At 69.4% G+C, this 14,151-nt stretch carries 13 protein-coding genes; 5 read left to right on the forward strand and 8 right to left on the reverse strand.

The genetic code is table 11. The features are described from left to right. Positions 1 to 65 precede the first annotated feature (65 nt). Positions 66 to 2,060 (reverse strand): transketolase, encoded by a 1,995-nt coding sequence (tkt, locus tag KF892_13930; protein ID MBX3626109.1) that lies wholly within the window; start codon positions 2,058 to 2,060, stop codon positions 66 to 68. Between the two features lie 93 nt (positions 2,061 to 2,153). Here tkt and speD point away from each other — a divergent pair, with 93 nt between their 5' ends. The 3 genes from speD to KF892_13945 are packed head-to-tail and all read left to right on the forward strand — an operon-like array spanning position 2,154 to position 4,095. Continuing rightward, positions 2,154 to 2,519, forward strand: a complete 366-nt coding sequence (gene speD, locus KF892_13935) for an adenosylmethionine decarboxylase (protein MBX3626110.1) — start codon at positions 2,154 to 2,156, stop codon at positions 2,517 to 2,519. Then, positions 2,516 to 3,211, forward strand: a complete 696-nt coding sequence (locus KF892_13940) for a nucleotidyltransferase family protein (GenBank protein ID MBX3626111.1) — start codon at positions 2,516 to 2,518, stop codon at positions 3,209 to 3,211. The genes speD and KF892_13940 overlap by 4 nt, the downstream gene beginning before the upstream one ends. Before the next feature lie 5 nt (positions 3,212 to 3,216). Then, entirely contained in the window at positions 3,217 to 4,095 is an 879-nt protein-coding gene (locus KF892_13945) for an SDR family NAD(P)-dependent oxidoreductase (GenBank protein MBX3626112.1), read from the forward strand. Between the two features lie 6 nt (positions 4,096 to 4,101). Here KF892_13945 and dmeF read toward each other — a convergent pair whose 3' ends face one another. Beyond that, positions 4,102 to 5,061, reverse strand: a complete 960-nt coding sequence (gene dmeF, locus KF892_13950; GenBank protein MBX3626113.1) for a CDF family Co(II)/Ni(II) efflux transporter DmeF — start codon at positions 5,059 to 5,061, stop codon at positions 4,102 to 4,104. Positions 5,062 to 5,209: 148 nt separating this feature from the next. On the opposite strand from dmeF, the gene KF892_13955 reads away from it, so the two are divergent. Next, positions 5,210 to 5,971 (forward strand): hypothetical protein, encoded by a 762-nt coding sequence (locus KF892_13955; protein MBX3626114.1) that lies wholly within the window; start codon positions 5,210 to 5,212, stop codon positions 5,969 to 5,971. A 4-nt stretch (positions 5,972 to 5,975) separates the two neighbouring features. Further along, positions 5,976 to 7,397 (forward strand): aminopeptidase P N-terminal domain-containing protein, encoded by a 1,422-nt coding sequence (locus KF892_13960; protein MBX3626115.1) that lies wholly within the window; start codon positions 5,976 to 5,978, stop codon positions 7,395 to 7,397. Here the strand turns inward: KF892_13960 and KF892_13965 are convergent. The 6 genes from KF892_13965 to KF892_13990 form a co-directional block, all read right to left on the reverse strand. Continuing rightward, positions 7,394 to 9,013, reverse strand: coding sequence for an NAD(P)-binding protein (locus tag KF892_13965; protein ID MBX3626116.1), 1,620 nt, complete (start codon positions 9,011 to 9,013; stop codon positions 7,394 to 7,396). The genes KF892_13960 and KF892_13965 overlap by 4 nt on opposite strands. Then, a complete protein-coding gene (locus tag KF892_13970; GenBank protein ID MBX3626117.1) occupies positions 8,992 to 10,539 on the reverse strand; it encodes a polyamine aminopropyltransferase in 1,548 nt (515 codons plus the stop codon). The genes KF892_13965 and KF892_13970 overlap by 22 nt, the downstream gene beginning before the upstream one ends. Positions 10,540 to 10,543: 4 nt before the next feature. Beyond that, positions 10,544 to 10,762: a DUF350 domain-containing protein gene (locus KF892_13975; GenBank protein ID MBX3626118.1), complete on the reverse strand. Its 219-nt coding sequence runs from the start codon at positions 10,760 to 10,762 to the stop codon at positions 10,544 to 10,546. Positions 10,763 to 10,805: 43 nt separating this feature from the next. Continuing rightward, entirely contained in the window at positions 10,806 to 12,386 is a 1,581-nt protein-coding gene (locus KF892_13980) for a DUF4178 domain-containing protein (GenBank protein ID MBX3626119.1), read from the reverse strand. Between the two features lie 16 nt (positions 12,387 to 12,402). Further along, positions 12,403 to 13,446: an SPFH domain-containing protein gene (locus KF892_13985; GenBank protein MBX3626120.1), complete on the reverse strand. Its 1,044-nt coding sequence runs from the start codon at positions 13,444 to 13,446 to the stop codon at positions 12,403 to 12,405. A 105-nt stretch (positions 13,447 to 13,551) separates the two neighbouring features. Further along, positions 13,552 to 14,079, reverse strand: a complete 528-nt coding sequence (locus KF892_13990; protein MBX3626121.1) for an FxDxF family PEP-CTERM protein — start codon at positions 14,077 to 14,079, stop codon at positions 13,552 to 13,554. Positions 14,080 to 14,151 lie beyond the last annotated feature (72 nt).

Here is a 14,151-nt window from a genome sequence, read left to right on the forward strand (position 1 = left end):
TGAGCTTGTCGAAGGGCCTGCGCGCGGCGCAGGGCTTCGACAGGCTCAGCCCGAACGGCGGTGATTCATTTCTTCTGCAACACCGCGCGCACGGTGTCGGCGACGTTTTCAGCAGTGAAGCCGAAGTGCTTGAAGAGCACCCCGGCCGGGGCCGATTCGCCGTAGGTGTCGATGCCCACCACGGCCGCGCAGCCGTACTTCCACCAACCGTCGGTCACGCCCATTTCCACCGCGATGCGCGGCAGGCCGGCGGGCAGCACCGAGGCCTTGTAGTCGACGCTCTGGCGGTCGAAGACAGTGTTCGACGGCATGGAGACCACACGCACCGCGATGCCTTGCACCGCGAGCTGCAACTGCGCGTGCAGCGCAAGCTGCACTTCGGAGCCGGTGGCGATGATGACCGCCTGCGCCTTCTTCTTGAGGCCCACTTCGCTCGGCTCGGCGAGCACGTAGGCGCCCTTGGCAATGCCGTCGAGGCTGGCCTTGGGCGAGTAGGTGAGGTTCTGGCGCGAGAGCAGCAGCGCGCTCGGGCGGGTCTTGCTCTCGATGGCGCTGGCCCAGGCAACAACCGTCTCGGTGGTGTCGGCGGGGCGCCAGACGTCGAGGCCGGGGATCAGGCGCAGCGCGGCAGCGTGTTCGATCGACTGGTGCGTCGGGCCGTCTTCGCCGAGGCCGATGCTGTCGTGCGTGAACACGTGCACCACGCGCTGCTTCATCAGCGCGGCCATGCGGATGGCGTTGCGGCTGTAGTCGCTGAAGGTGAGGAAGGTGCCGCCGTAGGGCAGGTAGCCGCCGTGCAGCGCCACGCCGTTCATGATCGCGGCCATGCCGAACTCGCGCACGCCGTAGTTGATGTGACGGCCGCCGTTCGATTCGCCCTTCTCGTCGAAGCGCAGGGCCGGCGTGCTGCTGGTGTTGGTGAGGTTGGAGCCGGTCAGGTCGGCGCTGCCGCCGAGCAGCTCGGGCAGGGCCTTGGTGAAGGCTTCGAGCGCGAGCTGGCTGGCCTTGCGGCTGGCGACGGTCTCGGCCTTGGCGTGCGTGGCGGCCACGATGTCGGCAACCGTCTGCTTCCAGTTCTTGGGCAGCTCGCCATCGAGGCGGCGCACGAGGTCGACGGCCAGCTCGGGGTGGGCCTTGGCATAGGCCTCGAAGGCATCGACCCATTTCGTCTCGGCCTGCAGGCCGGCCTGGCGGGCGTCCCACTGTTCGTAGGCTTCTTCGGGCACGACGAAGGGCTCGTGCAGCCAGCCCAGCGCTTCACGCGTCAGCTTGATCTCGTCGGGTCCGAGCGCTTCGCCGTGGGCCTTGGCGGTGCCGGCGCGGTTGGGCGAGCCTTTGCCGATGGTGGTCTGGCAGCAGATGATCGTCGGCTTGTCGCTCTTCTTGGCTTGCGCGATGGCCTTGTCGACCGCGTCGACGTCGTGGCCGTCGACCTTCGCGATCACGTTCCAGCCATAAGCCTCGAAACGCTGCGGCGTGTTGTCGACGAACCAGGGCGCGACCTTGCCGTCGATCGAGATGCCGTTGTCGTCGTAGAGGGCGATCAGCTTGTTGAGCTTCCACGCACCGGCGAGACCCGCGGCTTCGTGGCTGATGCCTTCCATCAGGCAGCCGTCGCCGAGGAACACGTAGGTGTGGTGGTCGACGATCTCGTGGCCGTCGCGGTTGAATTCCTTCGCCAAGAGCTTCTCGGCGAGCGCCAGGCCCACGGCGTTGGTGAAGCCCTGTCCCAGCGGGCCGGTGGTGGTCTCCACGCCCGGGGTGATGCCCACCTCGGGGTGGCCCGGCGTCTTGCTGTGCAGCTGGCGGAAGTTGCGCAGCTCGCTCATCGGCAGGTCGTAGCCCGAGAGGTGCAGCAGCGAGTAGATGAGCATCGAGCCGTGGCCGTTGCTGAGCACGAAGCGGTCGCGGTCGGCCCAGTGCGGGTTGGCCGGGTTGTGCTTGAGGTGCCGGCCCCACAGCGCGACGGCGATCTCGGCCATGCCCATCGGCGCGCCGGGGTGCCCGGAGTTCGCTTGCTGGACCGCGTCCATCGAGAGGGCACGGATGGCGTTCGCCATCAAGGAAGTGTTGGAGGCGATCGCGGTCATGGGCTCGCTGGGGTGGGTTTGGGGGGAAACCCGGCATTTTACGGGCCTCGATAATCCGACCCGATGCACGGCCTGCACCTCACCGCCGATTTACGGGGATGCTCCTCGGAGAACCCCGCCTTCACCGACCCACACGCCCTGCGGCGCCTGTGCCTGGCGGCCGTGGCCGGCGCCGCCCTGCAGCCCGTCGGCGAACTCTTCCACACCTTCCCGGGCGCCGCGGGCGTGACCGGCGTGGTGCTGCTCGCCGAGTCTCACCTCGCCGTGCACACCTGGCCCGAGCTGCAGGCGGTGACGCTCGACGTCTACGTCTGCAATTTCGGCGCCGACAACTCCCACAAGGCGCGTGCGCTGCTCGATGCGCTGATCGCACACTTCGCGCCAGAGACCGTCGAGCGGCACGCCCTCGAGCGAGGCACCCCCACATGAAAGCCCTGATCCTGGCCGCCGGCCGCGGCGAGCGCATGCGTCCACTCACCGACCACACGCCCAAGCCTCTGCTCGAGGTGCAGGGCAAGCCGCTGATCGTGTGGCACCTCGAAGCGCTCGCGCGCGACGGCATCCGCGAGGTGGTGATCAACACCGCCTGGCTGGAAGAACGCATCGTCGACACGCTCGGCGACGGCTCGCGCCACGGCGTCTCGATCCGCTACTCGCTGGAAGGCCGCGACCACGGCGGCGCGCTGGAAACCGCCGGCGGCATCGCCAAGGCCCTGCCGCTGCTCATCGACGCCACGACCGACTGCTTCTGGGTCGTCTCCGGCGACGTGTTCCTGCCCGGCTTCCGCTTCGACGCGGCGTTGGCGCAGCGTTTCGCCGAGGGCACCCAATTCGCGCATCTCTGGCTCGTGCCCAACGCCCCGCACCACCCCGAAGGCGACTTCGGCATCGATGCGCAAGGCCTCGCCTCGCGCACCGTCACCCCGAAACGCACCTGGGCCAGCGTCGGCCTCTTCCGTGCCGCGATCGTGAAAGACGTGACCGTCGGCCAGAAGCTGCCGCTGACCCCGCTGCTGCGCGCCGGGGCCGACGCCGGGCGCATCGGCGCCACCGCCTACGACGGCCCGTGGACCGACGTGGGCACGGTCGAGCGGCTCCACGCACTCAACACCGGGGGCTGACCGCCATGGACTCGTTCGACGCGAAGGTCGCCGTCATCACCGGCGCGGCGAGCGGCATCGGGCTCGGCATGGCCCAGGCCTTCGCCGAAGCCGGCATCCGGGTGGTGCTGAGCGACGTCGAAACCGATGCACTCGACGCCGCCGCAAAAGCGCTGCGTGCGGGCGGCGCCCAGGTGCACACCGTGGTGGCCGACGTTTCCGACCCCGAGCAGGTGCAACGCCTGGCCCAGGCAGCGCTCAACCGCTGGGGCAGCATCGACATCCTCTGCAACAACGCCGGCGTGGGCGCCGGCACCATGCCCAGCTGGCACAGCACGCTCGACGACTCGCATTGGGTGCTGGGCGTCAACCTGATGGGCGTGGTGCACGGCATCCGCAGTTTCATGCCGATCCTGCTCAAGCAGGGCACGCCGGCGCACATCGTCAACACCGCCTCGATGGCCGGGCTGAGCGCGGGCGGCAACCCGGTGTACGGAGCCAGCAAGGCGGGGGTGGTGAGCCTGTCGGAAAGCCTCTATCTCGAATTGCAGCGCAGCCGCTCCAACGTCGACGTCTCGCTGCTGTGCCCGGGCTTCGTCGCCACGCGCATCCTCAGCGCAGAGCGCAACCGGCCGGCCACGCTCGGCGATGCGTCGGCGCCCGCCTCCTCGCCCCTGGCGCTGGCGATGAAGCAGTGGTTCAACGAGCAGGTCGAGCAGGGCCTGGACCCGCTCGCGGTGGGCCGGCAGGTGCTCGACGCCATCCGCGACCGGCGTTTCTACGTGTTCACGCACCCCGAGTGGCTGGGCCAGGTCGAGCACCGCATGCAGAACCTGCTGCAGGGGCGCAACCCGAGCGCGTCGCCCTTGCCGGGCATGGAAGAAGCGCTGCGCGGCAGCCGCTGACGCAGCTCAGGGCCCGGCGTGCGGGCAGCGGTTGACCTCCACCGACACATGCGCCAGCTCTTCGTGCACCGCCAGGCGCGCGCGGTAGGCCGAGGGCTCGAGCGGCGCGTCGGCCACCACGCACACGATGGCGGCGAATTTGTCGCGGCCCACGCGCCACACGTGCAGGTCGGCCACCTTGGCGTCGCCGTCGGACTCGATCGCCTCGCGCACCTCCTGCGTGAGCGGCAGGTGCATCTCGCGGTCGAGCAGCACCGCCGCCGACTGGCGCATCAGGCCCCAGGCCCAGACGCCGATCACCACCGCGCCGACGATGCCCACCACCGGGTCGAGCCAGGTCCAGCCGAGCCACAGCGCCGCCGACAGCGCGCCGATCGCAAACACCGAGGTCAGCGCATCGGCCAGCACGTGGGCGTAGGCAGCGCGCAGGTTCAGGTCGGCGTGCTCGTGCGGGTGATCGTGGCCGTGAGAGTCGTGCCCATGGTGGTCATGGTGGTCGTGCCCGCCCTGCGCCCCATGCAGCAGCCACGCCGACGCGAGGTTCACCACCAGGCCGATCACCGCCACCACCAGCGCCGAGTGGGCCTGAAGCGGCTCGGCACGCCACAGCCGGCCTGCCGATTCGACTACGATGCCCACGCCCACCAGCCCCAGGACCAGCGCACTGGCGAAGCTGCCCAGCACTTCGATCTTCCAGGTGCCGAAGGCGTAGCGCGTGTCGTGCGCATGGCGGCGCGCCAGCCAGTAGGCGCCGGCCGTCACCGCAAGCGCCAGGGCGTGGGTGCCCATGTGCCAGCCATCGGCCAGCAAGGCCATCGAGCCCGTCCACCAGCCGGCGGCGATCTCCACGCCCATCGTCAGCAGCGTGATCGCCAGCACCCAGTGCGTGCGGCGCTCGCCCAGGCGGTTGCCGGAGTCGAACACGTGCGCGTGCTGCCAGGGTTTGAGGTCGTGGGTGTGGGCCATGAACGGTGCGTCGTCGGCGTCTCGGTGAAGCATCTTAGCCACGGGGTGTGGCCGCTCGGGCGACCGAATCAACCGTGTGTCGGCCCGGTTTTGACCGCTTTGCGCGCAGGCCTTTCGCCGGCCGGAGGTTCGCGCTACCTTTCGGGCTGTGACGCATGTTCTCGCCCTGCCGTTCCTGCTGGCCATCGCGGTGGCCGGCCACATCCTGCTGAGCCGCGGCGCCAAGGCGCTGGCCTCGGCCGTCTACCTGCTGGCCACCGGCGAGCCGGAAGCGGTGGGCTACGAGCGGCGCGTCTACGGCACCGCCGACCGCGCGATGCTCGAAATCGTCGCCCTCGTGCTGGCCTCGGGCGTCGTCATGTGGATCGGCATGACCTGGAAGCTCGGCTGGGTCGGCGCCCTCGGGGTCTTGATGCTGCTGGGCGCGGTGGCGCTCGACATGGCGCGCTGGGAGCGGGTCACGGTCAGCGCGAGCTACGTGTGGTTCCAGCGCGGCTTGGGCCACAAGGTGCACCAGGTGGCGATCGAGAACATCCGCGACGTCTCGGTGGTCGAGGCCGAGGCCCCGGGCTACACCCTGCGCCACCTCAACCGCAACCGCACCTGCCGGCTGACCATGCGCATGAACGACAAGCGCGTGGTGGCCCTGCCGAAGACCGATGCGCACGGCGAGGTCGAGGCAGTCGAAGCCCTGGCCAATCACATCCGCTCGCGCCAGCAGCTGGCCGGCGACCGGCAAGCCGTCAAACGCTCAGCCGACCAGGGCAGCGAAGCCGCCGCCCGTGCCGCCCGCGAGCCCACCACGGCCGACCGCGAAATGCTGCGCGAGCTGCGTCGCCTGCGCAAACAAGCCCAGTCGCCCAACCTGCCACCGGCCGTCAAACACATCGAAGGCTCCGGCAAGGCGTGACGCGATGAGCGCGGCCACCCCGGCGCTACCCGCAGGCCTCACCCCGCAGCGTGAACGTCGTGCCGAGCTGGCCCGGCGGCTGCGTGCCGCCGGCGGTGGCATCGCCATCGTGACGACGGCCCCCGAGCTGACGCGCAGCCGCGACACCGAACATCCGTTCCGCGCCGACAGCTACTTCCACTACCTCACCGGCTTCGACGAACCCGACGCCACGCTGGTGCTGCAGGCCGACGGCCACAGCGAACTCTTCTGCCGCGAGAAGCATGCCGAGCAGGAGGTGTGGACCGGCGTGCGCCTCGGGCCCGAGGCGGCGCGCGAGGCGCTCGGTGTCGACGCCGCCTTCCCGAATTCGCAACTCGACCAGCGCCTGCCGGAGCTGCTCAACCAGGCCCCCGCGGTGTGGACGGTCTTCGGCCCGGGTAGCCCGCTCGCGCAGCGCCTCGACGGCTGGCTCGACAAGGTGCGGGCGCAGGCGCACTTCGGCCATGCCCCGCCTGCCGCACACCGCGACCTGGCCGCGCTGCTCGACGAGATGCGCCTCGTCAAGCGCGAGGACGAGCTGGCGCTGATGCGCCGTGCGGCCAGCATCTCGGCCGGCGCCCACCGGCGTGCGATGCGCTTCTGTGCCACGCGCTTCCGCGCCGAGCCGGCCGGCAGCGTGGCCGAATACGAGATCGAGGCCGAGCTGTTGCACGAGTTCCGCCGCCACGGCGCGGCTGGGCCGGCCTACCCGTCGATCGTGGCCGCCGGGCGCAATGCCTGCGTGCTGCACCACAGCGCCGGGCCGGCGCGCCTGCAGGCAGGCGAGCTGTGCCTGATCGACGCCGGCTGCGAGTTCGACGGCTACGCGAGCGACGTGACCCGCACCTTCCCCGCCAGCGGCCGCTTCAGCGCCCCGCAGCGCGAGCTCTACGACATCGTGGTCGTCGCACAGGAGGCCGCCATCGCCGCCACGCGGCCAGGGCTGCGCCACCGCGAGGCCCACCACGCCGCGGTGCGCGTGCTGGCCCAGGGCCTGCTCGACACCGGTCTCCTGAGCCACGACCGCCACGGCACGCTCGACGACGTGATCGAGCACGCGCACTACCGCCAGTTCTACATGCACGGCACCGGCCACTGGCTCGGGCGCGACGTGCACGACACCGGCGACTACCTCGCCCGCGACGAAGCCCCGTTCGAGCAGCCCGACTACCTGGGCGGGCGCGTCGTCAAGCACCCGTCGCGCAGGCTCGAACCCGGCATGGTGGTGACGCTGGAACCGGGCCTCTACGTGCGCCCCGCCGACGGCGTGCCCGAGCGCTACTGGCACCTCGGCATCCGCATCGAAGACGACGCGGTGGTCACGGCACAGGGCTGCGAGCTGATCAGCCGCGGCGTGCCGGTCCAGGCCGACGAGATCGAGGCGCTGATGCGCGACGGCGCCTAGACCGCCAGACGCCGCCCGACACGCATGCCGTGCGAGAAGGCTTCTTCGAACACCGAGTAGCCCGACAGATCGCTGTGCGCAAAGTGCACGCGGCCCGTCGTGCGCGCCAAGGCCTGCAGTGCTGCACTGCCGCGCAGGCCGGGCAGCGGGATGCTCATCGCGTGGCCGTAGCGCATGAGGTCGATGCGCTTCACCTTGGCGGGCAGGTCGAGGTGGGCTTTCGCCAGGTCGTCCAGCACGACGCGTGACCACGCCTGCCAGCCGTCGGCGAGCAGGCGCGCGCGGTTGGCACGCAGCTGCTCCGCGTTGTCGCCGCCCAGCGCCCAGTAGCTCGTGAGCACGGTCGGGCCGGGGTGGGGGCGGGTGCTCTGGTGCATGGCGTTCACGTAGCCGAGCGCGGGGCTGCCGTGCAGCACGTTGTCCCAGGCGGGCGGGGCGCCACCGGCGTCGTCGAGCGGGGTGTCGATGTGCAGGTTGGCGACGAGCCAGGGCGCGTGGCGCATCTGCGAGACGGCCGTCGGCAAGGCCGAAGGGGGAGCCACCAGCAAGCGTTGCGCGATGAAAAGCGGCGTGGCGAGCACCACCTGCTTCGCCGTCCAGCGCTCCACGCGCTCGGATTGCGCATGCCACAGGTCGACGCTCACCTGGTGGCGACCTTCTTCCACGCGCAGCGCGACCCGGCCGGCGTGCAGGCGCTCGTGGTGCGGCTGCGCAAGGCGCTCGGTGAGCCAGCCGTTGCCCTGCGGCCAGGTGAGCACGCCTTCGCGGCCGTCGCCCTCAGCGTCGCCGGGCGCGTGGAAACCGTGTCGGCTGGCGAAGTAGTGCAGCCCGGCCCAGGCCGACACCTGCGCGGCCCCGGCGCCGTAGTCGTCGCGGCAGCAGTAGTCGAGGTAGGTGCGCAATGCCGGTGCATCGAAGCCCTCCCGGTCGAGCCAGTGGGCGAAGGTCTGCGCATCGAGTGCCTGGTGTGCGGCCGTCCACGGGGCGCGCGCGGTCGGCAGGCTGAAGCCGAGCGCGGCCGTCGCCGTCACCGCCTGGGCGAAGCGGCGGTATTGCGCGAGCGTGGCCTCGGGTTGGTCGTGGACCGGCAGCAAACCATCCTGCCACTGGCCGCCGATGAAGAGCCGCTCCTGCGGGCTGTGGCAGAGGTGGCGCTCGTCGTACACGCGCTTGCCGTGCTCGACGCGGCTGAGGCCCAGCTCTTCCAGCAGCGCGACCACGTCGACGTCGGCCTCGTTCGGCACCGGCAGGTAGTGCGCGCCGAGCGGGCAGGCCATGCCGGCGATCTGGTGGCCACGGCTGTTGCCGCCGGCGCTGTCTTCCAGGTCGACGAGGTGGACGTCGTCGATGCGCCTCGCCGCCAACGCGCGGGCGCAGGCGAGGCCCGCGACACCGGCCCCGACGATGAGCACGTGGGGCTGTTTGGTGACGGCGGGCGGCGGCAGCGCACCCCCCTTCAGATTGCGCAGTCGATGGCCACGGGCGTGTTGCGCACCGACCCAGCCACCGTCGTACTGGACTTCCGGCGCACGCCGACAGGCGGACACGAGCGGCAGGCCCGCCACCGCCGTCAGCAATGCACGCCGGCGCAGGCTCACGGGTGCACCTTGCCCCACTCCTGCTCGAAGGTCTGCACCAGCACCTGGTTCGACAGGCGGTTGGGCTCGGCCGGCACCCGCGCCATGTCGGGCGGGAACTGCAGCAGGCCCGGCAGGCCGTCGACGGTGAGGAATCGCAGGCCGCTCGGCAGCGCGGTCGGCATGCGGAAGGGCCGCCGGCTGGCGAGGATGAAGCCCCACTCGCCGAAGCTCGGCACGTGGGCGTGGTAGGGCGTGGTGGTGAGGCCCGCGGCCTCGAGCGTGGCAGCCACCGTCCAGTAACTCTTGCGCGCAATGAGCGGCGAGGTGGTCTGCACCACCGCGTAGCCCGAAGCCGAGAGATGCGCGTCGAGCAGCGCGTAGAAGCTCGTGGTGTAGAGCTTGCCGAGCGAGAAGTTGGTGGGGTCGGGGAAGTCGACCACGATCACGTCGAAGCTGCCCGGGGTTTGCTCCAGCCACGCAAAGGCATCGGTGTTGACGATGGTGAGCTTGGGCGAGCGCAGCGCATCGCCGTTGAGTTCGCGCAGCATCGGCTGCTCGGCGAAGAGCTTCGTCATGTGCGGGTCGAGTTCGATGAGCGTCACCGATTCGACGCTCGGGTGCTTGAGCACCTCGCGCACCGCCATGCCGTCGCCCCCGCCGAGCACGAGCACGCGCTTGGGCGCCCCGTGCGCGGCCATCGCCGGGTGCACCAGGGCCTCGTGGTAGCGGTATTCGTCGCGCGAGTGGAATTGCAGGTTGCCGTTGAGGAAGAGCCGCACGCCCGCGCGCCCCGAGGTGACCACCACACGCTGGTAGCGGCTCGTCTCGCTGTAGACGATGCGGTCGGCGTAGAAGCGGTCTTCGGCCCAGGTGCTGATGCGGTCGGCATACGCCATCGCGCCGAGCAGCGCCGCCACCACGCCGAGGCAGGCGATCACGTGCGACCCCAGCTGCCGCAGCTCGCCGCGGAAGAGCCACAGCGCCCACACCGCCACCGCCGCGTTGAGCAGACCGAAGAAGGCGCCGGTGCGCACGAGGCCCAGGTGCGGCACCAGCAGCAGCGGGAAGGCCACGGCCACGGCGAGCGCCCCGAGATAGTCGAAGGTCAGCACCTGCGAGACCAGGTCCTTCAGCGCATAACGCTCGCTGAAGTGGCGCTTCAGGATGCGCATGACGAGCGGGATCTCCAGCCCCACCAGCGTGCCGACCAGCAGCACCAGGCCATAGAGCACGAAGCGGAAGCTGGTCGACGGCAGCGTCTGCAGCGCAAAGAGCGCCGCCGGCATCAACCCGCCGATCAAGCCGACCAGCAACTCGATGCGCAGGAAGTGCGCCACCAGCTGCCGCTCGAAATAGCGCGACAGCCACGAGCCGATGCCCATGGCGAAGAGGTAGCTGCCGATGATGGTGGAGAACTGCAGGACCGAATCGCCCAGCAGGTAACTCGCGAGCGCCCCCGCCGCGAGTTCATAGACCAGCCCGCAGGCCGCGACGACGAAGACCGACGCCAGCAGCGCCACTTCGGCCGGGCGGATGCGCGCGGCCGGCTCGGTGGTGTTCAACGGGCTAGTGAATCGCAGCGGCCACGATCAAACCAATGGCGATGCACATGGCGCCGACCACGATCGCGAGCGCCACGTTCTTCTTCTCGACGATCTCGCCCCACAGGTCATAAGGCGTGAGCTTGTCGACGATGACGAAGCTGATCCAGAACACCAACACGCCGATCAGCGCGTACAGGATGGACCCGAAGAAGACGCTGGGCTTCAGCCATTCGATTCCCATCATGTGACTCTCCTTGACATATTGATAAGCAGATGCGGGCCCATTACTTGTGGCCCCCGCCGCTGGAAAAACCGCCCCACGACCCACCGCTCGTGCGGTAGCCGCTGCTGCGGTTGCTGGCCAGGCAGCTCTGGTATTCCTGCGAGGCTTCGCCGTAGCTCGCGCGAAGCGGCTCGCAGTCACGGCGGTCGTCGTCGCTGCAGCGGAACATCATCAACAGCACCACGACGACGAACACCCAGAAGAAGATCTTCGCCAGCAGGCTGGCCGCGTTGCCCGAGGTGGGCGTGGCATCGCGCTTGAGCGCGGCACTCGTCTCGGGCGTCAGGCGGAAGGCCTTGGCCACGTCGGCGGCGTTCAGCGTTTCGCCTGCCGACCAGACCTGCTCGCCTTCGGTCTTTTCGAGATTGAGGCGCTTGCCGCCGGGGCCCTGGTAGTCGACGTTGCTCGTGCGCTCGCCGCGCTTGAGCTGCCAGTAGAACTCGCCCAGCACGTAGGTGATCCGGCCGGTGTAGCGGTACATCTCGCGGTACTGCACGCCCTGGTAACGCACGCCGTTGCCGGAGGGCGTTGGCACGCCGGTGATCGGGGCCGCCCAGCTCCAGCCGTCTTCGGCATCGACGAGAAAGGCGAAGCCTTCCTCGCGGTGGTAGAGCAGGTACTCGCGCCAGAAGCTCTGCTCGTCTTCCCCCTCTTCGCATCGCTCGACGTAGCCGACCACCTGCCAGGCGCGGGCGATCTTGCCGAGCTTGAGCGTGCCGACCCGGCCGAGCGGGATCTGCGGCTCGTCGCCGTTGTCCTGCGCGTAGTGGGCGAGGTCGCCGCCGATGCCTTTGCCGGCCCCGTCGGCCGAGGTGAGGTCGACCACTGCATGGCACTGATGGCAGACGATGCTCTGCGTGGTCGAGAGCTTGATCTCGAGCGAGGTGCCGCAGCTCGGGCATTCGATGCTGCGGGCCTTGAGCGTCTTCTCCGCGCCTTCGGCGAGGCCCGTCATTGCGAGTTCGCTGATGGCGACCGAGCGGCCAATCGACCATTTGGGCGCCGCCGGGTCGCTGTAGTCGAGCGTGCCGACCTCGTCGCGCGTGCTGCGCAGGTCGGCCACCACGAAGCCGCGTTCGGTGTTCGGCTTGAAGGGCAGCTCGCCTTGCGCGGCGATCAGCTTCGCAGCCGTGACCGAGGCCACCGTCCACGGCTGGCCCGACACGATCTGCTGCACGCCCGGGCGCAGCTGCTCGGCGGGTGGCGCGCTGCCACCCAGCTCCACGTCGAACGAGATGACGTAGCGGCCGTTGTCTTCGCTCAGCCACCCACTCCGGCCGTTGTCGAAGAGCGCGTGCCACTCGTTCCAGGTGCCATCCTTGTAGCGGTATTGAAGGCGGCCCACGAGCGTGAAGCCGCTGCCTTGGTACTTGCCACCGGCGCCTAACTGCAGCGGTGAGTGGTCGTCGAACAGCTCGGCGCTTTCGCCGATCTTGCGCAGCGCCTCGCCCTCGCGGACGATGGTGCTGCGGCAAAAGCTGCAGACGGCGAAGGCCGACGCGGCCGAGCGGAAGTCGACCGGCGCGCCGCAGTTCGGGCACGCGGCGCGGTAGGCGCGCTGTGGGCTGGGTTCGGTGACCAAGAGCGGCTGGCGAGGCTTAGATCAGCTTCTTCAGCAGCTCGGCCTTCTTGGCGTCGAACTCTTCCTGCGTGAGGATGCCCTTGCCCTTGAGGTCGGCGAGTTTCTCGATGGTGGCCATCACCTCGTCGGGGCGGATGGCCGCAGCAGCCGCTGCGGCGGCGGCCGGGGCTGGCTGGCCACCGTGCAGGCCGCCCGCCAGCTGGCCCGCCAGCACCTGGCCCAGCGCCACGCCGGCGCCCAGGCCCATCGCATCGCCGGCCACACCGCCACCGCCAGAGCCTGCGCCTTCGGCGAACTTCGGGATCGACTGCGCGGTCTGGTACTGCATGAACTTGCCCATGTCGTTGCCGACCATGCCCATGCCGATCTTCTGGTCGAGGATCTTCTGCAGCTCCTCGGGCAGCGAGACGCTCTGCATCGTCACACCTTCGAGCTTCAGGCCGAGCGCCGCGAACGACGGGGCGGTGGCCTCGTGCAGCGCCTTGGCGAACTCGATCTGGTTCGCCGCGAGATCGAGGAAGGCCACGCCGCTCGACGCGACCGCATCCGAGATGTGCTGCAACATCAGCCCGCGCAGCTGGCCATCGAGGTCAGAGACGGTGTAGGTGTCGCGCGTGCCCGAGATCTCGGTGTGGAAGAGCTTCGGGTCGACGATGCGGTAGCTGTAGTTGCCGAAGGCCCGCAGGCGCACGGCGCCGAAGTCCTTGTCGCGGATCGTCACGGGCTGGGTGGTGCCCCAGCGCTGGTCGATCTGCTGACGGGTGCTGAAGAAGTAGACGTCGCTCTTGAACGGGCTCTGGAAGAGCTTGTCCCAGTTCTTCAGATACGTGAGCACCGGCAGCGTCTGCGTGGTGAGCTTGTACATGCCGGGGCCGAACACGTCGGCCACCTTGCCCTCGTTCACGAAGACCGCCATCTGCGACTCGCGCACCGTGAGCGAGCCGCCGTACTGGATTTCATTGCCCGCCATCGGGTAGCGCCAGGCGAGCACGCCGTCGCCGGACTCCGTCCATTCCAGAACGTCGATGAACTGTTTCTTGATGAAATCCATCAGGCCCATGGTGATCTCCCGTTGAAGAGGCCAACGATCATAGGGGCGAACCTGGGCCCCCAAAAAGCAAAAGCGGGCCGAAGCCCGCTTTGCAAGACACACCCGAAATGGCGATCAGCTCCGCTGGCGGCGGCGGACCGTGGCGCCCACAGCCAACAGGCCGGCGGCCAGCAGTGCGTAGGTCTCAGGCTCCGGCACCGGAGCCGCCACGGCGTTGGCGGTGACCATCGTGCCGACGTAGCCGACCTGGCCGAACCAGTCGAAACCGTTGCGGCCGGTCACGTCACCCGTCACCACGAACTGGTACACACCCGCAGCGAGGTTGCTGAAGCTGAAGGTCGACGGCGAGGTGTCGGTCAGCGCGCTCGACAGGCCGCCGCCGGTCAGGCTCAGCGAGCTGATGTCGATGTTGCGCAGCGAGGAGAGGTCGAACTCGAACGTCGCACCGAAGGAGTCAGCGGCGCCGGTGAGCGTGAAGTTGTAGCAGTCCTCGAAGTGCGTGGTCGAGCCGAAGTCGTTGCCGAACACGCGCAGCGCCGGGGGGCCCATCACGCCGAGGTTGAACGTCTGGGTGCACGCGGCCGAGGCGGGGGTGCCTGCAACCATTGCCAGCAAGAGCAGAGCCAGCGCCTTGAACTTCATGAACAACCTCCGGGGTGTTTTTGGTGATGTCTGAATACGTTTCAGAATGTGCCAGCCCGCACGACCGCGGTG

Source organism: Rhizobacter sp. (genome assembly GCA_019635355.1).
Taxonomy (GTDB): Bacteria; Pseudomonadota; Gammaproteobacteria; order Burkholderiales; family Burkholderiaceae_C; genus Rhizobacter.

Bases quoted from the DNA above. Each gene is read 5' to 3' on its own strand.
- KF892_13945 (MBX3626112.1), top strand. From the start codon at position 3,217: ATGGACTCGTTCGACGCGAAGGTCGCCGTCATCACCGGCGCGGCGAGC.
- KF892_13960 (MBX3626115.1), top strand. From the start codon at position 5,976: ATGAGCGCGGCCACCCCGGCGCTACCCGCAGGCCTCACCCCGCAGCGT.
- KF892_13985 (MBX3626120.1), bottom strand. From the start codon at position 13,446: ATGGGCCTGATGGATTTCATCAAGAAACAGTTCATCGACGTTCTGGAA.
- KF892_13940 (MBX3626111.1), top strand. From the start codon at position 2,516: ATGAAAGCCCTGATCCTGGCCGCCGGCCGCGGCGAGCGCATGCGTCCA.
- speD (MBX3626110.1), top strand. From the start codon at position 2,154: ATGCACGGCCTGCACCTCACCGCCGATTTACGGGGATGCTCCTCGGAG.
- tkt (MBX3626109.1), bottom strand. From the start codon at position 2,060: ATGGCGAACGCCATCCGTGCCCTCTCGATGGACGCGGTCCAGCAAGCG.
- dmeF (MBX3626113.1), bottom strand. From the start codon at position 5,061: ATGGCCCACACCCACGACCTCAAACCCTGGCAGCACGCGCACGTGTTC.
- KF892_13990 (MBX3626121.1), bottom strand. From the start codon at position 14,079: ATGAAGTTCAAGGCGCTGGCTCTGCTCTTGCTGGCAATGGTTGCAGGC.
- KF892_13975 (MBX3626118.1), bottom strand. From the start codon at position 10,762: ATGGGAATCGAATGGCTGAAGCCCAGCGTCTTCTTCGGGTCCATCCTG.